Source organism: Streptomyces sp. NPDC088387 (assembly GCF_044753385.1).
In the GTDB taxonomy this organism is placed as follows: domain Bacteria; phylum Actinomycetota; class Actinomycetes; order Streptomycetales; family Streptomycetaceae; genus Streptomyces.
In genome coordinates this window covers 61,453-80,113 of sequence record NZ_JBIVNC010000014.1, presented here as the reverse complement: position 1 = coordinate 80,113, position 18,661 = coordinate 61,453, and the positions used below count along the sequence as shown (strand labels likewise).

Below are 18,661 nucleotides of genomic sequence, written 5' to 3'. Positions count from 1 at the left end.
GCACCGCTCGGATTCTGATCAGGGGTCGGTGCGGGTGGGGCAGGGGTTCCCGGGCGCTCCGGTGACCTACGCCACACGGAGCGCCCGTACGGAGCGCCCGTTCGGCAGGGGGCTGCCCGAAAGGGCGTCACCGACCGAAGAAGAGCGTCAACGGCTCACGCGTCGCCCGCACGACGGCTCCGCAGCCACCAGGCGCCACCACCGAGCACCACCACGCCCGCCACGATGGCGACGGGCACGGCGACGGACATGCCGTTGTCCTCCTCCGTGCTGTCCGCCGCGGCTTCCGCGTCCGGCGCCGACGACTCGGCGGCCTTCGCGTCGGACGCGCTGTCGGACGGGGCGGCCGTCGTCGGCTCCTCGGTGGGCGTGGGGCTGACGGGCTTCGCGCCGGGTGCCGCCGGCTCCAGGTCCAGACGCGGGGCGGGGTGGCCGTGGCCGTGCTCGTCGCCGGTGTCTTCCAGTTCGATCCAGCGGTCGACCTTGCCGTCGCTGTAGCTCTGGAGCGTCTTGAAGACCAGCGACTCGGCGTCGGGCAACTGCCTTACGGTGACGACGTATTCGGCGTTCTCCCCGACGGGGAGCTTGGTGCCCGAGACGGTGTAGCCGCGGCTGGTGGTGGCGTACTTCCAGCCGTCCGGGCCCTCCTTGTAGGTGATGTCCGCGGGGGTGATGCCCTCGGGGAGGATCACCTCCAGCTTGGTGATGCCGGCAGAGGCGGACTCGGAGGCCGCGGAGAAGGTGAGCTCGGCGTTCTGGTCGAGGGCGCGGGCGCCGTCCGCCTCTACCTCGGCGTGCGCGGCGGCCGGTGCCGCGGTGGCGAGGGCGATCGCGAACGCGACGCCCGTGAGGGCGGCGAGACGGCGTGAACTGCGGGCCGGCGTGGAGCGATGCACGGGGAACTCCTTCGATCAAACGGTGAAAGTACGGGGCCCAGGGACCGGGCCGGGGCGGGGGTGGGCGAAGCGCACTCCCCCGGCCCGCCCTGGAAGATGGCGAGGGGTCGGGTGGCGGCGGGTGGGCTCGGCTCAGGCCGTGGCGCCCTCGACGGCTCGTGTCGCCTCGAAGCCCGCCTCGGCGACCGCCGCGCTCACGGCGGCGTCGTCGAACGCCTCGCCGCGGACGGCCATACGCCCCGTCGGGACGTCGATGTCGACCGCGGTGACGCCGGGGACTTCGGCCAGCTTCGCCGTGATCTTCGCGGAGCAGCGCTCGCAGTGCATTCCGGTCACGGTGTAGGTCGTCTCGACCATGGTGGTTGTGCTCCTGGTTTCTCGGTTCCGGCCGTCCGCTCCGCGAGGGCGGGCTCGGCCGGTGAAGGGGTGGTCGGCCGGCGCACGAGGGCGCGGCCGATGCCCGAGGCACAGGGGACGTAGGGCTCCCCCGCGTCCGGGTGGACGGCCTCGGGATTCCGGCTGCCGTCAGACGGCGGCGATCCCCGCTGGTGGTCCCCGAGAAGTGAGGGAGTAGGTGAGCAGAAGCTGCCGTGGTGGCCCGTCCGAACCGTGCCGACGGACGGGTACACGCGGGCGGTGCGGTGGTGCGGGCAGCCGGAGGGCCAGGCGCATTGGGGCGAAGAGCCATCCGGTGAGCGCCCGCAGGATGCGGAAGGCGGCGCGCTCGCCGTGGGCGAGCCACAGGGCGCACAGCAGCGCGGCCAGCAGATGCGCGGCGAGCATACCGGCCGAGGACATACCGACCGTGCCGTGGGCGAGGGTGTGCCCGCTGGGCATGTGCTGCATCGCACCGGCGGAGTGCACAACACCGGTCACATGGTCCATGGAGGCCGTGGAACCGGTCGCGGCCGTGGAGGCCGCCGAACCCGTCGCGATCGCGGAGTACGAGGCGGTCGACACGGACTGCGCGAGCGCGAAGGAGGTGTGGAGTACGGCCTGCGCCACGACCGCGAAGCAGCCGACGAGAACCGGTCCGCGCTCCCGCCCGGCCGGCCCCCAGGCCGCTGCCCCGGTGAGTACCGCCGCCGCGGCCATGGCCCACCAGGGCACCGCGGTTCCGGACATCATGACGTGGCCCAGGGCGGTGAGCAGCACACACACCGCGGCGAACACGGCGGCGCGCAGCGTGCGAGAACACCACCCAACGGCCATGGCGCCTCATCCTCGCAGTCCGGGTCTCACACGTCACAAGAGGTTACGTACCTGGCCCCGTGGCCCGACTCATTCCAGTCGCTGTGATCCAGCACACAATAGTGGACGGGAACCGGCGGGGTGCCCCCTCCGACACCTGGCGAGGACCCGGGAAGTGCGCCGGGGCGGGGCGGAGTTGAGGAGGGGCGCCGGTGACGGCCGAGAAGAGTGACGTGCGGGCCGCCACCGGAAAGCGACCGGCTCCGCGGACCACGGCGATGACGGCGCTGCTGACGTGTGCCATGGCCTTCTCGATGATGCAGCTGTTCCTGCTCGGCGCCCTCGGCCCCCGGCTCGTCGACGACCTGGACGTGTCGCCGACCGTGCTGGGCCTGACGACGACGGTCGGCTTCGGTTCCGCCGCGCTGCTCTCACCGCTCGGCGGGCGCGTCGTGGACCGTTTCGGACCGCGCCGCTGTCTGGTGGCCCTGCTGCTGGTTGCGGCGGTCGCCCTGGCGCTGATCGGGGCGGCGCCCGGCCCGGGGTTCCTGCTGGCCGCCGTCGCGCTGGGCGGGTTGCCGCAGGCGCTGGCGAATCCCGCCACGAACAAGGCGATCCTGGCGACCGTTCCCGCCGCACGGCGTGGCTCGGTGACGGGCATGAAGCAGTCGGGTGTGCAGCTGGGCGCGTTCGCCGCGGGCCTGCCCCTGGCCGCGCTTGCCGGGGGCGTCGGCTGGCGGGGAGCGGTCTGGGTGGCCGCCGCGACGGCCGTACCGGCCGCGGTCTGGGCAGCCCGTACCCTGCCCGCGGATCCGCCACCGAAGTACGCGTCCGCCGCCTGGCTGCCCCGGGGCGCCATCGCGTGGCTGAGCGTCTTCTCGCTGTTGCTGGGCTGCGGCATCGCCTCCGTGAACACCTATCTCGCGCTCTACGGCGCACGGGAGCTCGGACTCGGCGCCACGGCGGCCGGCGCGCTGGTGGCGGTGCTCGGTCTCGCGGGGATCGCCGGGCGGGTCGGCTGGTCGAAGGTGGCCGGGCAGCCCGGGCGGGCGCTCTGGCTGCCGGGTGTGCTGGCGGCGGGCGCGGTGGGGGCGGCGCTGCTCATCGCGGCGTCGGCGTACGCGCATCCGCTGGCCTGGGTCGCGGCGGTGGCCGTGGGGGTCTTCGCGGTCTCGGCGAACGCGGTCTCGATGGTGCTGGTGATGCAGCGTGCGGCACCCGGCCGGGCCGGGCAGGACTCGGCGCTGGTCTCGGCGGGCTTCTTCGCCGGGTTCGCCATCGGCCCCCCGCTGTTCGGCCTGCTCGCCGCCGGCCACTACGGCACGGGATGGCTGCTGGTGGCGGGCGAGTTCGCGGCAGCCGGCCTGGTGGCGCTGGTCTGGGCACTGCGCGAGCGACGATCGGCCGTACGGCCATGAGTGCGACGCCCGCGGCCATGGGCGGCCCCGGCGCCGCCGTGCCCGACTGGGCCGCTCCCGCGCTGGCCCGTGTCCTCGACCAGGTGGCCGTCACCCGGACCGAGGTACAGGACCGTTTCCCGCTCTGCGCGGACCCCGGGAGCGGCCGGTGGACCACAACCGGGCGCGGCTCGTGGACCGGCGGCTTCTGGGCCGGACTGCTGTGGCTCCGCGCCCGGCACACGGGCCTGCGCTGCGACCACGAGGCCGCCGAACTGTTCACCGGCCGCCTCGGCACCTGGGTGGACGTGGACACGGTCACGCGCGGACTCATCCTCTGGTACGGCACCGCACTCGCCGACACACCCGAGGCCACCGCTCTGCGGCTGCGGGCCACCCATGCCTGCCGCGGCGCCTACGATCCCCGACTCGGCCTGGTCCCCTGGGGCTCGGCGTTCGGCGGACCCCGCCTGCTGGCGCGCGTGGACGGTGTCCCCGGCATGCTGTCCCTGCTGGCCCCGGTCGATCCGCGGGCGGCACGCTCCCACCTCACTCGCCACCTCGAACTCTGCCTGGGCGCGGACCCCTTGTGCTGGTCGTTCGCGTACGAGCGGCCCGACGGCTGGGTCCCCCGCGACGACCCGCCGCCCGGCTGGAGCCGCGGTCGCGCATGGCTGCTGCTGGCGGTCGCCGACGGCGGGCACCTGCTCCAGCCCGGCGATCTCAAAGCGGCCGTCCACCGTCTGGTCACCGATCCCGTCGTGCCACCGGCCGACGAGGCCCGTCCCCAAGGTCCCCCCGACACATCGGCGGCCGCGATCACCGCGGTGGCCCTGCTCAAGCTCGGCCGCCGTGAACAGGCCCTCACCCTGCTCGGTGAACTCGTCCGTTCCCATCTCACGGACGACGGCCGCCTCCTGAACGGCTGTTACGACCTCGCCGCCGGGACAGCGACCCAACACGAGCTGATCTGGGGCGACTTCTTCCTGGCTTACGCCCTCGCCGCGCTCACGGGCCTCGTCGACGTGCACGACGCCTGACCGGTCTCGGAAGGACAGCCGTCCCGGCGGGACAGCCGCCTTGGGGGGGGACAGCCGCCTTAGACGGGCCGTGAGGCAGCCGCCTCGGAGGGACAGCCGTCCAAGCGGCTGCCTCACGACCCTTCCCTCAGTACCCGGCGGGCGACCGACGTGATGTGCAGTTCGTCCGGGCCGTCGAGGATCCTGGCCGCTCTGCCCGTGCGGAACAGGGCGGGCAGAGCGGTGTCGGGGCCGAGTCCCGCCGCCCCGTGCACCTGGATCGCCGCGTCCGCGACCTGCTCCAGGGCGCGGGCGGCGGCCACCTTGGCCAGGCCCACCTCCACATGGGCGTCGAGTCCGGCGTCCAAGCGGGCCACGGCCTCGTACACCAGCGGACGGGTGGTGCGCAGGGCGAGCAGCGCCTCGAAGACGTGCCGCTGGACGAGCTGGAGGTCGGCGAGCGGGCCCCGCGAACGGTTCCGGGTCGTCGCACGCTCCCGCATCAGGTCGAAGGCGCGGGCCGCCTGCCCCAGCCAGCGCAGACATCGCAGCGTACGGCCGAGCTGGAGCCGTTCTCCCGCGACGGCGAGGGCGTTGCCGCGTCCCCCGACGAGGTGGTCGGCGGGCACGGTGACGTCGTCGAGTTCGATCTCCCACTGACCGCCCGCGCCGAGCACCGGCAGCTCCCGCACCACACGGAAGCCGGGTGAGCCGGTCGGCACCAGCAGCAGCGACAGGCCTTCACGGTCGCCGGGCCCGCCGTCGGTACGGGCGAGCACGGTGACCAGATCGGCGCCGGCCGCCCCGCTGGTGAACCACTTGCGGCCACTCACTCGCCAGCTGCCGTCCTCGTGCGGCTCCGCGCGGGTGGCGGTGAGGAAGGGGTCCGTGCCGGGTGTGTCCGGCTCGGTCATCGCGTAGCAGGCCTGGATGTCCCCGGCGACCATACGTCTGGTGTAGCGGTCGCGGACGGCGGGGCTGCCGTGCCGCCGGAGCATCAGCGTGTCGAGCAGCGGGGCCGAGCCGAGTATCAACGGGCCGTGGTCGCTGGCTCCCTCGGCCTCGGCGACATGGGCGTACGAGCGCAGCGGCAGCCCCTGGCCGCCGAGTTCCGTGGGCAGCGGGAGCGCCCAGAGCCCCGCCGCCCGCGCCTCGTCCCGGAGGCCGTGCAGGACATCCGCGGCCTCGGAGCCGCCGGCGTCCAGCACGGGCTCGTGAGGCAGCACACGGTCCCGTACGAACACCGCGACCCGGTCTCTCAACTCCTCGGTTTCCGCGGGGCATTGCGGTGCTCCGGTGATGTGCTCCATACGGCTTTCCTCACTTTTTCTCCGGGGCACGGGAACCCCGGCCACCGGCCGTCCGACTCCCTCTTCCGTGGAACTGGTCGGGAGCGATCGCCCCCGGGTTCCCGTGTGTGAGGAAAGGAGAGGCATGGCGACTCCAGCCACACCGGCCATCGCCCGGAGAGCCGCACCACTCGACGGGCTCCGCTTCGAGGGGTCGGGTCCACCGGGCGTGGCGGACGCGCTGGTCGCGGAGCATCTACGGCTGCTGGGCGCGCGGTCCGACGGCGGTTCGGGAGGTCGGCTCACCGTCTCCGGTCCCGATCCCGACGCGGTCTCCGCCGCCACTACCTGGGGTGATGGGGCCGTCGACGAGGCCACCGTCCAGGCGGTCACCGGCGTCATGGCCGTGCACGGCCGCCGCGACGGCGCCCCGCGCGGGCTCGCCGCCGACTACGTGACCACCACCACCGGTGTCCTCGCCGTGCAGGGCCTGCTGGCCGGTCTGCTGGCCCGGGCACGCGGGGCGGGAGCCGTCGCGCATGTCGAGGTGAGCGCCGAGCGGGCCGCGCTGCTCACGGTCTCCCAGTATCTGGCCGCCGAGGGCGCCGAGGAGGGCGAGGCGGCGGAACTCGCGCCGGGCGGACCGCCGTTCACGTCGTCCGACGGAACGGTCTTCGAACTGGAGACGCTCGATCCGGGTGTGTGGGCGGCGTTCTGGAGTGCTCTGGACGCGCCCGCCGACGCGGTCCGCCGGGGCTGGCGCCCCTTCCAGTTCCGGTACGCCACGGCCTGCGCGCCCCTCCCTCACCAACTGCACGCGGCCGTACGGGCGTCGGAGTGGGAGCGGATCCGGCGGGCCGCCGAGGTGTCCGGCGCCGATGTGTGTCCGCTTCGGTCACTCGCCGAACGGGCCGCCGAGTTCGACGGGTCGGATCCGTGGCGGTTGACGCCGTCCGAGAGCAATGCGTACTTCCCCGTCACGACCGCCAATGACCTCCCCCTCGCCGGGTTCGTCGTCCTGGAGGCCGGGCGGCGTATCCAGGCACCGCTCGCCGCCCATGTCCTGGGTCTGCTGGGGGCGGAGGTGGTCCGGGTCGAGCCGCCGGGCGGTGACCCGTTGCGCGGGATGCCACCCACGTGTTCCGGGGTCTCGGCACGGTGGCTCGCGCTGAACCGGGGCAAGAAGGCCGTCGAGGTGGACATCAAGTCCCCCGCGGACCGGGAGCGGTTGCGGGAGATGGCCGCCGGCGCCGATGTGTTCCTGCACAACTGGGCGCCGGGCAAGGCCGCCCAGCTCGGCCTCGACCACGAGCACCTGACCGCGGCCAACCCGTCGCTGGTGTACGCGTACACCGGCGGATGGGCGGACCGGCTGCCCGACGCCCCCATGGGCACCGACTTCATGGTGCAGGCCCGCACGGGCGTGGGCGAGGCGGTACGGTCCGCCGACGAGCCGCCCGCCCCGTCCCTGATGACCCTGCTCGACGTGCTCGGCGGACTGCTGGGAGCCGAGGCGGTCCTGGCCGGGCTGCTGCTGCGTGAGCGCGCCGGGCACGGGGTGCGCGTGGACTCGTCCCTGCTCGGGGCCGCCGATGTACTCACCGCGCCCGCCCGCGACCGGGTGACACAGGGGCTTGACCCGCGTCGGCCGGCCGGGTTCCGCCGCCCGGCACGCACTGCGGACGGCTGGGTCGCCCTCGCCGACCACCACGCACTCCCCCTCGACGTGACTGGGCTGTCCACCGGACAGGCCCTCGAAGAGCTGCGCGGGCGTGGTCTGTCCGCCGTCCCGGTCGTCACCGACCTCGCCGATCTTCTCTCCACCGGCTCGATCAGCCGTGACGCGCACGGCGCCCCCGCCGTCCCGACCCCCTGGAGCTCCGTATGACCGTGGACCTGCACGACCTGCTGCCCACCGCACTGCGCCGCGGCTGGGCGGTCGACGGCACCTGCCCCGACCTGGACCTGTACAGCCTCTTCCGGGCCCGGCAGATCTCCGACCTGCACCGCACGGCGGTCATCGACGCCAAGGGCAGACTCTGTTACACCGCCCTAGACCGCAAGGTGCGATGTCTCGCCGGCGGTCTCTCGGGGCTCGGCATACGCGCCGGTGACGTGGTCGGCATACAACTGCCCAACGGCCGCAACGCCGTCATCGCCGACCTCGCGCTGGCCGCCCTGGGCGCCGTCGCGCTGCCCTTCCCGGTGGGGCGGGGCGAGCGCGAGGCGGCCTCGCTGCTGCGCAGGGCGGAGGCGGTCGCCGTCATCGCCGCCACCGAGCACCACGGCGAGCGGCACGCGACCGACCTCCTCGCGCTGGCCGGTGAACTGCCCGCCCTGCGCACGGTGGTCGCCGCCGGGCCCGGTACGGCACCCGAAGGCACCGTCGCGTTCTCCGCCCTCCTGCGCACCGACCCGGCGGCCTTCTCCGCGGCCCGCCCCGACCCGGACTCGGCCGCCCGCATCCTCGTCTCGTCCGGCTCCGAAGCCGAGCCGAAGATGGTGGCGTACTCGCACAACGCCCTGGCCGGCGGCCGAGGAAACTTCCTCGCCTCCCTCATCCCCGACGACCGGCCGCCGCGCTGTCTCTTCCTCGTGCCGCTGGCGACCGCCTTCGGCAGCAACGGCACCGCCGTCACGCTGGCCCGGCACGGTGGCACACTCGTCCTCCTGGACCGCTTCACACCCGAGGCGGCCCTCGCCGCGCTCATCGAGCACGAACCCACCCACGTCCTGGGTGTGCCCACGATGATCCGCCTGATGCTGGACCGGATCGCGGCCGACGGCAGGCCGGAGTTCACCGCCCCGACGGCGATCGTCGTGGGCGGGGCTCCTCTCGACGAGGCCACCGCGGACGAGGCGCGCAAGGTCTTCGGCTGCCCGGTCGTCAACCTCTACGGCTCCGCCGACGGGGTCAACTGCCACACAGGACTGGGTGACGTACCGCTGCGCGGCGAGGGGCCCGGCATCCTGGCAGGCCATCCCGATCCGCGGGTCGCCGACATCCGGATAGCCGTGCCCGACCTGCCCGGACTCCAGGAGGCTCCGCAGGGTTCGGTCGGCGAGATCGTGGCCCGTGGGCCGATGACCCCGCTGTGCTATGTCGCCGCCCCCGACCTCGACGCCCGCTACCGCACCACCGACGGCTGGGTCCGCACCGGCGACCTGGGGGTCATCGAGGAGGACGGCAATCTGCGGATCGTGGGGCGTCTCAAGGACGTGGTGATCCGGGGCGGGGCCAACATCAGCCCGGCCGAGGTGGAGCTGGAACTGGCCGCGCATCCGCTGGTGCGGGACGTGGTCTGTGTCGGCGTACCGGATCCGCTGATGGGTGAGCGGCTCGCGGCCTGTGTGGTGCCGCGGGGCGCGGCTCCGACGCTGGAGGAGCTGTGCGCGCATCTGGAGGCGCGTGGTCTGGAGCGGCGCAAGCAGCCCGAACGGCTGCTGGTGGTCTCCGAGTTGCCGCTGACTCCGGCGGGCAAGCCGGACCGGTCACAGCTGCGGGAACGTTTCCTGACACCGGCCCAAGCGGGTTGACCGACGTCGTCGAGCATGAGTGGGGCCGCCCGGAACTCTCCTGGGCGGCCCCGCACTCGTGTCGGAGGCGGTCTGTCGTTACGAGGCCATGGCCTGCTTGATGGTCTCGGCCGCGTTCCTGAACACGGCCAGCAGGTCCAGGTCCTCGCCGGGGTAGTTGACTATCTCGACCTGCTTCGCCCCCGAGTCCGGCAGTACCTCGCCCGTGCTCATGTGGACGTTGTCGAAGACGTAGGCGGGCTTCTTCTTCGCCAGGTCGGAGAGCTGCTGGGCGGTGACGGCGTCGGGACCGTAGGTGCCGGTGACCTCGGCGCCCGTCATCTTCGCCGACCATACGGAGAAGGCCTGCGCGACGACGGCCGGAGCCTTGCCGCCGGGCCACGCCTCCTTCAAGTCGGCCTGGAGTGTGCCGTATTCACTCGCGAAGGACGTGTTCCACTTCGCGGCGGCGTCCTCGGTGCCGAACAGCTTGCCCAGCCGGGTGACTTCGGCGCCCGCCTTGTCCACGTCGTTGTCGAGGCCGACCTCGACGAGTTCGGCGTCGGACCCGGCGGCCTCCTTGATCTTCTCGGCGTAGGGCTCGAAGGGGGCGTAGAGCACGAAGTCGGCGTCGGCGACGGCCGTCAGGTCGGACGGCTTGGGGTCGTAGTCCGGGGCGTGCTGGGCGGACGAGGGCACGATGACCGTGACGTCCTCGGCCCCGGCGGCCTTGGCGAAGGCACCCTCCCACGTGGTGGTGGCCACGACGACGGGAGCGCCGTCGCCCTGCTTCCCGCTCGCGCCCGTGTCCGTGTCGGCGGCGTTGTCGGAGCCGCAGGCGGTGGCGGTCAGGACGAGCGCCGCACTCAGGCTCAGTGCGAGGACGGAAGGGACACGGCGGGTGGTGCGGACGCGGATGCGCGCCATGAGCTGATTCTCCGTTCGGGTATGGCGTGGACCGCCAGGACGACGATCCCGGCGGTCAGGACGAGGACGGGGCCCGGCGGCCAGTCGAGTTTCAGCGCGACGAGGAACCCGGTGAGGTTCACCACGACACCGATGCCGACCGCCCAGGCGGTGATGGACTTGAGCGACGTGCCGAGCCTGCGTGCGGCGAGCGCGGGCAGCAGGGTCAGGGCGTCGACGAGCAGCGCGCCGGTCAGTTTGATCGCCCCGGCCACGGAGACCGCGACCAGGACGAGGAGCAGCAGGGTCAGCAGGTCCACGCGGACCCCGGAGGACAGGGCGAGTTCACGGTCGTGGAGCAGCAGGGCGAGGTCGCGGCGGCGCCACCAGAACAGGGCCGGCACCACCACGGCGAGGGCGGCCAGCAGCCACAGGTCGGGCGCGCCCACGGAGAGGATCGATCCCCACAGCAGGGCGAACGCGCCCTGTGCGTTGACCCCGGACACGGACAGGACCAGCAGCGCGGCGGCGATGGCGAGACTCATCAGCAGCCCCATCGCACCCGACAGGCCGTCCGGTGTACGGGCGAGCGGGGTGACGCCGGCCCCGGCGAGGGCGCAGGCGACGAGAGCGCACAGCATGGGGTCGAGCCCGGTCAGCAGGCCGACGGCGATGCCCAGGAGGGCGACGTGCATCATCGCGAACCGCACCGGCATGATGTCGAGTCCGACGATCACCACACCGATCACGGGAAGTCCGATCGCGGCCAACAGCAGTGCGGCACCGGCCCGTTGGACGGGTACGAGCTGGAGGAGTTCGCCGAGGTCCGCGGTGGCGAGGCTGTTCACCGGACCTCCCGCAGCCGGCCCGCGGCCATCTCCAGTACGCGGTCGCAGCGGTCGGCGAGGGCCCGGTCGTGGGTGACGACGACCACGGTCACCGGCAGGGACAGCAGTACGTCGGCGGCCTCCTCCTGCCCGGCGAAGTCGAGCGCGGCGGTGGGCTCGTCGGCGAGCAGCACACCCGCGCCGGCGGCGACGGAACCGACGGCGCGGGCCAGGTACATCCGCTGGAGCTGTCCGCCGGACAGGGTGTGCAGCGGCCGTCCGGTCAGGGCCCCCACACCGAGCTTCCCGGCCGCCACAACGGCTTCGGCCTGCGCCCCGCTGCTGGCCAGCAGTTCGTTAGCCAGCAGGGGGAAGCGGCCCACGGCGGGCTTCTGCGGGATCCAGGCGCACGCGCGGCGCCGCCAGGCCCACTCGGCCGCCGTCGCGGCGCCCCGGCCACCGACCAGGACCTGTCCGCTCGACTGACGGTGCAGGCCCAGCACCGCGCGGATCAACGTGGTCTTGCCCGACCCGTTGGTGCCGGTCAGCGCAACCCGCTCACCTGCCCCGATGTTGAGATCCACACCGCGTACCGCCTCGACTCGGCCGTGCCGACAGGCGACTTCGCGCATCCGCACATCCAGACCGTCCATCCCACCTCCTGCTCGCTCCCCCAGAGGAGTCGGAGCGGGTGGGCGGCGAGTTCCCGGCGGTGCGGGGCCATTTCAGAAGGCCGTCAGGACGGGCCGTCCGCCACCGGCGAGGTCACCTCAGGTGGTGCCGTCCGGGGTGGGCTCCGGCTTGGTGTGGAGGATCTCGCGGGCCTGTTCCGCGGCGCGGGCGATGCTCTCGGAGACGAAGTCGAGGAATCGGGCGATGTTCTCCAGGCGGGCGGCGGCCGGGGTGCCCGGGCCCAGGACACCGACGCCCTCGCGTGCGGTGACGACGAGTTGGGCGGTGGAGCGGGCGCTGGCCATCATCGACTGGTACCAGACGTCGTCGTCGAAGACGTACCGCTCACGGCGGCGTTCGTCGCGTTCGCGGCGGATGAGTCCCTGACTCTCCAGGAACGCCACGGCCTTGGACACGGACGCCGGACTGACCTGAAGGCGCTGGACGAGTTCGGCTGCGGTGAGACTGCCCGAGTCCGTGATGCACAGACAGGCCAGCACCCGGGCCATCATCCTGGGCGCGCCCGACTGCACAAAGGCGGCGGCGAACATCTCCTCGTACGCGCGCACCGCCTCGGCGTCGCGGCCATGGGCCTGCACCGGCTCCCCGGGACGCCTGGGCGCGGCCTGTCTGCGGCGGTGAGCGCGGTGTGCCGTGGCGCGGTGGGCGAGTTCGGCACGGTAGGCGGTGGGGCCGCCGTTGCGCATCACCTCGCGGGTGACCGTCGAGGTCGGGCGTTCAAGGCGCCTGGCGATCTCGGCGTACGCGAGGCCGTCGGCCAGCCCCAGCGCGATCTGCTGCCGCTCGCCCTGCGTGAGCCTGCCTCCCGGCACAACGGTCTCCTTCACCCTCGGCGATGCTCCCCAAGGTCATTCACCCTAGCGCCCGCTCGCAAGCCATTGCAACGCGTCACGGTGGGGCGTTGCATTTGCGGGCATGGTTATTGCAACACGATCCCGCGTCCGATGTGTATGGATGGCAGTAGTACGCAATACGACTGTTGATCGAACATCAAAGGCAACGTAGCGTTTCTGGCGCTGGAAAGCCCGGCCCGCACTACTAAAGCCTGTTCAGCGCCTGCATCGCTTCCCGTTCGACGCGTGACAGGTCGTGGAGGACCGATCCGGCCTGCACGAGGTGGGTCGCGTCGCCGGATTCACCCGCCGTCCCGATGAGCCCGGCCACCTGGGTCCAGAGCGCGGCCGCCTCGGCGTACAGGGCGTGGCCGGCGCGCAGGTGACCGCTGTCGATCAGCTGGGCGCTCTCGGCGAGGAAGTCCCGGTAGAGATTGCGGAACAGGGCGCCACCTGTGCCGGCCCTCTCCATCAGGACGGCGGTCCGTGTCAGGTCGTCGCGCGGATCGTCACCGCGTTGCAGCCACTTCGGCACCTGCTTGGCGGCCTTGTCGATACCCCGGTGCCCCAGATTCGCGATGGGCGGGTTGAGGAAAACCTCGGCGCACGTCTTGATCGCGGGGATGATCCGTTCTTCTGGCCGGGGTGGGCCGCCGGGCGCGCTGATGGTGAAGGAGCGGTGCTTGGCGGTCATGGGTCCGCGTTCGGCTCTGGCGCGGGCCAGTGCGGCGAGGCCCGTCGAGACGGCTCCGCCCTGTGGTGCGGTGTCCACCAGATACGCGTCCTGCGCGTCGTAGCCGTACATGGCGACGACGTGCCCGCCGAAGTGCACCCTGCTGCTGAAGTAGTCCAGGTGGTAGCTGTCGAGTTGGAGACCGACGGGTCGGCCCACGTCGATCGGTGCGGCCACGTTCTGCCATGCCTTGCGTGGGGACGTGGTCTCCGCGACCACCAACTCCAGGCCCAGGTTGGCGGTCAGGTTCCTGGTGAGCTCGAACGGCCTGACCCGGCCTCCGAGGAAGGGGAATCCGATGGCCTTGCTGTCCCAGTAGACGAAGGACAGTCCGGAGCCGAGTCCCAACAGCATGGGTTCGGACAGGTCGAGTCCTTCATGCCGCAGCAGCACACCCAGCGCCGTGGTCTCGCAGTGCTGCATACCTCGGGCATCGAGGTCTTTCACCATGGCCGCCATGCCGCTCATTCTGCCTCGGCGTGCAGTGGGCCGGGTCGGTCAGGTCGGTCAGGTCCGTCGGGTCAATCGGGTCAATCGGGTCCGTCGGGTCCGTCGGGCCAGTCGGTCAAGAGCCGGCCCTTGCCCCGATGCCGTGCGCGAGAAGGCTCTCGGCGGTCTCCGCGATGGTGTCCTCGATGGGACGCGCCCGCCAGCCGAGAACCCGCTCCGCCTTGGCACTCGTGGCGTCGAGATCCCGGCCGAGCTGATGCCTGAGCAGCCGCATCTCCGGGTTCACCCTGCTCAGCGTGCGCGCGAGCCACAGGGGCATTTCGCGGGTCGGGGCCTTTGCGGCGCGCTCACCCAGGCGGTCGCGGAGGACGCGGGCGATGTCGACAACGCGCAGGCTGTGCCCGGCGACTGCCAGGAAGCGTTGGCCGGCGGCCGCCGGATCCGTCATCGCGCGCAGGTGCAGATCCGCGACGTCACGCACGTCGACGAAGCCCATGCCGAAGGGCGGGCACGCGGGGACCTGCCCTTCGAGCATCCTGCGCACCAGCCGCAGGGACGGCGGGTCGTCCACACCGAGCAGGGGGCCAAGGACACCAACGGGGTGGACCGCCACCAGTTCCAGACCATGGCCTTCGTTCTCGACGAACTTCCAGGCGGCACGCTCGGCGAGCGTCTTGGACCGCTGGTAGGGCGGGATGTCGCCGTCCACGTTGGTCCAGTCCTCCTCGGTGAAGGGGGTCGAGCGGGGTGCGTGCCCGATCCCGACGGCACCGAAGGCGCTCGTCAGGACGACCCGGCGTACCCCTGCGTCGCGGGCGGCGCGCAGCACCCTCAGGACGCCCTCCCGTGCCGGGACCACCAACTCGTCGTCGTTCGCCGGGGTGTGGCGCAGGGTCGGCGAGGCGACATGCAGCACGAAGTCGCAGTTGGCGACGGCGTCGTCCCAGCCCTCGGACTGTTCGAGGTCGGCGCGTACGACCGTGAGGCGGTCGTCGTCGAAGGACGCGGCCTCGTGGAGCCAGGAGCGCAGTGCCGGTTCGCGTCGCAGGTCGCGGACCGTGGTGCGGACGGTGTGCCCGGCTTCGAGCAGGGCCAGGACGCACCAGCTCCCGATGAATCCTGTTCCTCCGGTGACAAGTACTTGTGCCATGTGTGTCTCCTCTGCTTGCGACTCACGTTGCGGTATGTGCCGCGGAACGTGGGGCGGTGTGTGTTGTGGATCTTGCGGTTGAGGGTGCCGGTGAACGACGGGTCTCACGTGAGGGCCATCCCGGCCACCCACCTCGTCGAGGCCGGTCGTGCCAAGCTTGCTGTAATGCACGACGCTCCTTAGAATATTCGGAGAGCTCTCCGGATAATGTACTGGAGAACTCTCCACTTAGCAACGTGAGGTCCCGTGGTCCGTTCAGACGCCCGTGAGAACAGGGCGCGCATCCTCGCCGCGGCACGAGAAGCACTCGCGGCGGACGGCAGCACGTCGATGAACCAGATCTCCCAGCGCGCGGGGGTCGGCGCCGGCACCCTGTACCGCAACTTCCCCACCCGCGAGGCGCTGGTCCTGGCCGTCTACAAGGACGAGGTGGCCCGCATCACGGGCAGCGTCTCCGACCTGCTGGCCCAGAAGCCACCACTGGAGGCGCTGCGCGCCTGGACGATCGACCTCGTCGAGGCCATGCGCAGAAAGCACGGCCTCGGTGACGCCCTCGGCACGGGCGCGCAGCAGGCGATCACCGAGCAGACCTACGGTCCGGTGATCGCCGCGATCACGGAGCTCTTCGACGCCGGCAAGGCCGACGGAAGCATCCGCGTGGACGCCGAGCCCGGGGACTTTCTGCAACTCACCGGCGCGTTGTGGCGGGCCGCGTCCACCCCCGAGGACCGCGCACCCCACATGCTCGCGCTCATCCTCGACGGCCTCGGCGCGCACCGGTAGCCGCGGCACGGCCGTTCCGGCTGCCGCCTGACCGGTGAGTTGTGCCTCTGCGCGGCGTCTCCATGGTGAAGGTTCCACGACCCGACGACCCACGCGGCGATCGACGGCACGGGCTGGATCCAGGAAGCCGCCGACCGGCAGCGCCTGACCGAGGTGGGCCAGATCTTCCAGATGGACATGTACCACCCGGACCATCCGAACGGTGACTACCAGGTGGTCGACAGGGTCCGGGCCCTCGACCCCCGCACGCCATCGGCTGGATGACGGGCTGCCGCAGGGACGACGGTCAACTGGCCTTCGGCGGCTGGTTCTGGCACTACGACATCTCGCCGCTCGGTCCGTCCCGCGGCGAGGTCACGCTCACCTACGACTGGGCGGCGGTGCCGCAGTCCGCCTTTCGGCAAGATCAGAACGGCGTGGCGGGCCGGCGCCGCACACACCCTGTCAGCGGACGCCCTCGCACAACACTAGGTCGGTGAGGCGCTGGACGGCCGCCTCGGCACGCAGCAGCGGTTCGTCGGCGGGGTCCTTGCCGGTCGCGTTGATGACGATGCTGCGCGATCCGTCGTCCGTGACGCCGTCCCTGACACCGTGCCACCGTCGGTGTCCCCGCCGTGGCCCCAGCGATGGCCCCCACAGCTCAACGGTTGCCGCATCAGCCCCAGCCCGTAATGGAGCCCGGGGAAGGCCACTTGGAAGTCCTCGCCGACGGGCACGACCTGACGCATCCGGGCCAGTTCCCGTGGTGCCAGCAGGCGTCCCTGCATCAGGGACGTGAAGAAGCGGTCCAGATCGCGTTCCGTGGTGACGAGGGAGCCGGCCGCGTCGAGCCAGGACATGTCGCGGACGGTGGTGTCGGTCCAGCCTTCGGAACCCGGGAAGCGGTGGTACGTGTGGGCATGCGGTCCGGGGAGGAACGGATCATGTCCAGGAGCGTAAGTACCTTGCAGACCAAGGGGCTTGACGATCCGGTCGTGCACTTCCGTGCCCCAGGGCCGACCGGTGACCTTCTCAATGATCATTCCGGCGAGTACGTAGTTGGGGTTGGAGTAGTTCCAGTCCGGCTCGGGGTCGTTGGGGTCGGCGGGCGGAAAGTCGGGCCTGCTGCGCATGGCGCCCGCGACGAGTTGCTCCGGCTCGACACGGTCGAATCTGTGCCGCTGGAACGCGGCGGCATCGCCACCCGTGTCGTCGGTGTAGTCGTAGTTGTGGATGCCGCTGGTGTGCTGGAGCAGATGACGGACAGTGATACGCCTGCCGTCGTTGGCATTGCCGGTGACGACACCGGGGAGCCACTTCTCCACGGTGTCGTCCAACGACAGCCGTCCCTCGGCGACCAGTTGCAGGATCACCGTGGCGACGAACGGCTTGGTCGCGCTGACGGCCCGTAGGGATCCGCCGTGCGGCACGGGACGGCCGGTGCCCAGCTTCACCTCCCCCGCGCGGGCCTGGACACGACGGTGCCCGTCGCGGACCTCCACCGAAATCCCCACGTAGCCCGCATCTTTGAGCGTGCGCTCCACCTCCGCCCGCAGTTCGGCCCGGCTCAGTGGACCGCCGTCCCCGGCCGGGGACGGCGTCACGGGAGTCAGGGCCGACACCGGGCCCGCCGAGGCGGGCACCGCCGGAGCAACGGCCGCGAGTACAGCGCCGACCAGGGCGACAGCCAGACGGGACCCGGTGTTCTTTGTGTATGGCTTGGACATGCGGCCAGCATCTGCGAGCGCTGTCACCGGCACCATGAGGGTGCCACCCGGAGGCAGGTGGGGAAATCCCCCTGCTTCACTCCTGTCGCTCAGAACCCCGTCAGCGTGGTCTTGCCCACGACCTTGCCCGACTCCTGGAGCCGGTGCGCGTCACGGAGGTTGGTCGCGTTGATCGGGCCGAAGTCACGGGTGGCGGTGGTGGTCAGGATGCCGGCGTCGGCCAGCCGCGCGATCTGGGTGAGGATGTGGTGCTGCACGGCCTGGTCGGGCGTACTGAACATCGAGCGGGTGAACATGAACTCCCAGTGGAAGGAGATGCTCTTCGCCTTGAGCACCCCGATCGGCAGGGCGTCGAAGTCGTCGATGGCGACGACGTGGCCGAAGGGGTTCAACGCCTCCGCGTACGCGGCCAGGTTGCGGTCGGTCCCCGTGGTGCTGAAGACGTGGTCGACGCCGTTCGGCGCCACCTCGGCAAGCTGCGGCCCCAGCGGCTCATGGTGGTTGATCACATGGTGCACACCCATCCGGCGCGCGAACTCCACGCTCTCCGGCCGGGACGCCGTACCGACGACCGTCAGGCTGGTCAGTGCGCGGGCCAGTTGGGCGGTGACGGCACCCACACCGCCGGCGGCGGCGGTGACCAGCAGGGCGCCTGTCTGCTCCAGCGCGCCGACCCGCAGGCCCAGCCGCTCGAACAGTCCCTCCCACGCGGTGAGGGACGTCAGCGGCAGCGCGGCGGCCTCGGTGAAGGAGAGCGTGGTGGGCTTGCGGGCGACGAGTCGTTCGTCGACGGCGTGGTAGCGGGCGTTGGTGCCGGGGCGGTCGAGCGCACCCGCGTAGAACACCTCGTCACCGACCTGGAAGAGCCGTACCTCCTCGCCCACGGCGACCACCGTGCCGGCCGCGTCCCAGCCCAGCACCTTCAACTCGCCGCCGGGGTCGGCGCTCTGCCGGATCTTGTAGTCCACCGGGTTGACGGCGATCGCCTCCACCCGCACCAGCACATCGTGCGGGCGTGGCTCGGGGACCGGCAGTTCCACGTCGAGCAGGCTGTCCGCCTCCTCGATCGGCAGGCACTTGCGGTAACCGACCGCGGGCATCGTCGCGGGGAGGGTGTGGGGGACGTCGTTCATGACGGACAACCTTTCGATGTGCAGATCGAAGTCGTGGTCGGAGTGCAGTCGATTCGGTGCTTGGCGTGCGGGTCGCATTGGGCGGCTGGTGCGCCGGTCGATGCGTGGCCCGCACGGACACGTCCGCGACAGTACGGAA

General features: G+C 71.8%; 17 protein-coding genes. 5 read left to right on the top strand and 12 right to left on the bottom strand.

Going from position 1 to position 18,661, the window contains the following annotated elements; translation table 11 throughout:
- Positions 1 to 155: 155 nt before the first annotated feature.
- The 3 genes from ACIQAC_RS31310 to ACIQAC_RS31300 all read right to left on the bottom strand — a co-directional run bounded on the left by ACIQAC_RS31310 (position 156) and on the right by ACIQAC_RS31300 (position 2,108).
- Positions 156 to 896 (bottom strand): DUF1775 domain-containing protein, encoded by a 741-nt coding sequence (locus ACIQAC_RS31310; protein ID WP_402196931.1) that lies wholly within the window; start codon positions 894 to 896, stop codon positions 156 to 158.
- Between the two features lie 132 nt (positions 897 to 1,028).
- A complete protein-coding gene (locus ACIQAC_RS31305; protein ID WP_402196928.1) occupies positions 1,029 to 1,253 on the bottom strand; it encodes a heavy-metal-associated domain-containing protein in 225 nt (74 codons plus the stop codon).
- A gap of 168 nt (positions 1,254 to 1,421) precedes the next feature.
- Positions 1,422 to 2,108, bottom strand: coding sequence for a hypothetical protein (locus tag ACIQAC_RS31300; protein WP_402196925.1), 687 nt, complete (start codon positions 2,106 to 2,108; stop codon positions 1,422 to 1,424).
- Between the two features lie 257 nt (positions 2,109 to 2,365).
- On the opposite strand from ACIQAC_RS31300, the gene ACIQAC_RS31295 reads away from it, so the two are divergent.
- Positions 2,366 to 3,505, top strand: a complete 1,140-nt coding sequence (locus tag ACIQAC_RS31295; RefSeq protein ID WP_402197128.1) for an MFS transporter — start codon at positions 2,366 to 2,368, stop codon at positions 3,503 to 3,505.
- On the top strand, positions 3,502 to 4,524 hold the full coding sequence (locus tag ACIQAC_RS31290) for a sugar ABC transporter permease (protein WP_402196922.1): 1,023 nt from the start codon (positions 3,502 to 3,504) through the stop codon (positions 4,522 to 4,524). The genes ACIQAC_RS31295 and ACIQAC_RS31290 overlap by 4 nt, the downstream gene beginning before the upstream one ends.
- A gap of 113 nt (positions 4,525 to 4,637) precedes the next feature.
- On the opposite strand, the gene ACIQAC_RS31285 is transcribed toward ACIQAC_RS31290, so the two are convergent.
- Complete coding sequence (locus ACIQAC_RS31285; protein WP_402196920.1) at positions 4,638 to 5,813, bottom strand: acyl-CoA dehydrogenase family protein; 1,176 nt, start codon at positions 5,811 to 5,813, stop codon at positions 4,638 to 4,640.
- A gap of 124 nt (positions 5,814 to 5,937) precedes the next feature.
- Here ACIQAC_RS31285 and ACIQAC_RS31280 point away from each other — a divergent pair, with 124 nt between their 5' ends.
- Both ACIQAC_RS31280 and ACIQAC_RS31275 read left to right on the top strand, forming a co-directional pair.
- Positions 5,938 to 7,680 (top strand): CoA transferase, encoded by a 1,743-nt coding sequence (locus ACIQAC_RS31280; RefSeq protein WP_402196918.1) that lies wholly within the window; start codon positions 5,938 to 5,940, stop codon positions 7,678 to 7,680.
- Entirely contained in the window at positions 7,677 to 9,329 is a 1,653-nt protein-coding gene (locus ACIQAC_RS31275; protein ID WP_402196915.1) for an AMP-binding protein, read from the top strand. The genes ACIQAC_RS31280 and ACIQAC_RS31275 overlap by 4 nt, the downstream gene beginning before the upstream one ends.
- Before the next feature lie 78 nt (positions 9,330 to 9,407).
- On the opposite strand, the gene ACIQAC_RS31270 is transcribed toward ACIQAC_RS31275, so the two are convergent.
- From ACIQAC_RS31270 to ACIQAC_RS31245, 6 genes are all read right to left on the bottom strand, one after another.
- Positions 9,408 to 10,235, bottom strand: a complete 828-nt coding sequence (locus tag ACIQAC_RS31270; RefSeq protein ID WP_402196913.1) for a metal ABC transporter solute-binding protein, Zn/Mn family — start codon at positions 10,233 to 10,235, stop codon at positions 9,408 to 9,410.
- A complete protein-coding gene (locus ACIQAC_RS31265; RefSeq protein WP_402196910.1) occupies positions 10,181 to 11,062 on the bottom strand; it encodes a metal ABC transporter permease in 882 nt (293 codons plus the stop codon). The genes ACIQAC_RS31270 and ACIQAC_RS31265 overlap by 55 nt, the downstream gene beginning before the upstream one ends.
- The gene (locus ACIQAC_RS31260) at positions 11,059 to 11,694 is read right to left on the bottom strand and encodes a metal ABC transporter ATP-binding protein (RefSeq protein WP_402196908.1); all 636 of its coding nucleotides are present in this window, start codon (positions 11,692 to 11,694) and stop codon (positions 11,059 to 11,061) included. The genes ACIQAC_RS31265 and ACIQAC_RS31260 overlap by 4 nt, the downstream gene beginning before the upstream one ends.
- A gap of 117 nt (positions 11,695 to 11,811) precedes the next feature.
- A complete protein-coding gene (locus tag ACIQAC_RS31255; RefSeq protein WP_402196905.1) occupies positions 11,812 to 12,546 on the bottom strand; it encodes a helix-turn-helix domain-containing protein in 735 nt (244 codons plus the stop codon).
- 226 nt (positions 12,547 to 12,772) lie between these two features.
- Positions 12,773 to 13,759, bottom strand: coding sequence for a BtrH N-terminal domain-containing protein (locus ACIQAC_RS31250; protein ID WP_402196902.1), 987 nt, complete (start codon positions 13,757 to 13,759; stop codon positions 12,773 to 12,775).
- A gap of 106 nt (positions 13,760 to 13,865) precedes the next feature.
- The gene (locus ACIQAC_RS31245) at positions 13,866 to 14,900 is read right to left on the bottom strand and encodes an SDR family oxidoreductase (protein WP_402196899.1); all 1,035 of its coding nucleotides are present in this window, start codon (positions 14,898 to 14,900) and stop codon (positions 13,866 to 13,868) included.
- Positions 14,901 to 15,146: 246 nt separating this feature from the next.
- On the opposite strand from ACIQAC_RS31245, the gene ACIQAC_RS31240 reads away from it, so the two are divergent.
- Positions 15,147 to 15,683, top strand: coding sequence for a TetR/AcrR family transcriptional regulator (locus ACIQAC_RS31240; protein ID WP_402196896.1), 537 nt, complete (start codon positions 15,147 to 15,149; stop codon positions 15,681 to 15,683).
- A 467-nt stretch (positions 15,684 to 16,150) separates the two neighbouring features.
- Here the strand turns inward: ACIQAC_RS31240 and ACIQAC_RS31235 are convergent, their stop codons facing one another.
- Both ACIQAC_RS31235 and ACIQAC_RS31230 read right to left on the bottom strand, forming a co-directional pair.
- Positions 16,151 to 17,389, bottom strand: coding sequence for a serine hydrolase domain-containing protein (locus ACIQAC_RS31235; protein WP_402196894.1), 1,239 nt, complete (start codon positions 17,387 to 17,389; stop codon positions 16,151 to 16,153).
- An 89-nt stretch (positions 17,390 to 17,478) separates the two neighbouring features.
- Positions 17,479 to 18,489 (bottom strand): zinc-binding alcohol dehydrogenase family protein, encoded by a 1,011-nt coding sequence (locus ACIQAC_RS31230; protein ID WP_402197127.1) that lies wholly within the window; start codon positions 18,487 to 18,489, stop codon positions 17,479 to 17,481.
- Positions 18,490 to 18,661 lie beyond the last annotated feature (172 nt).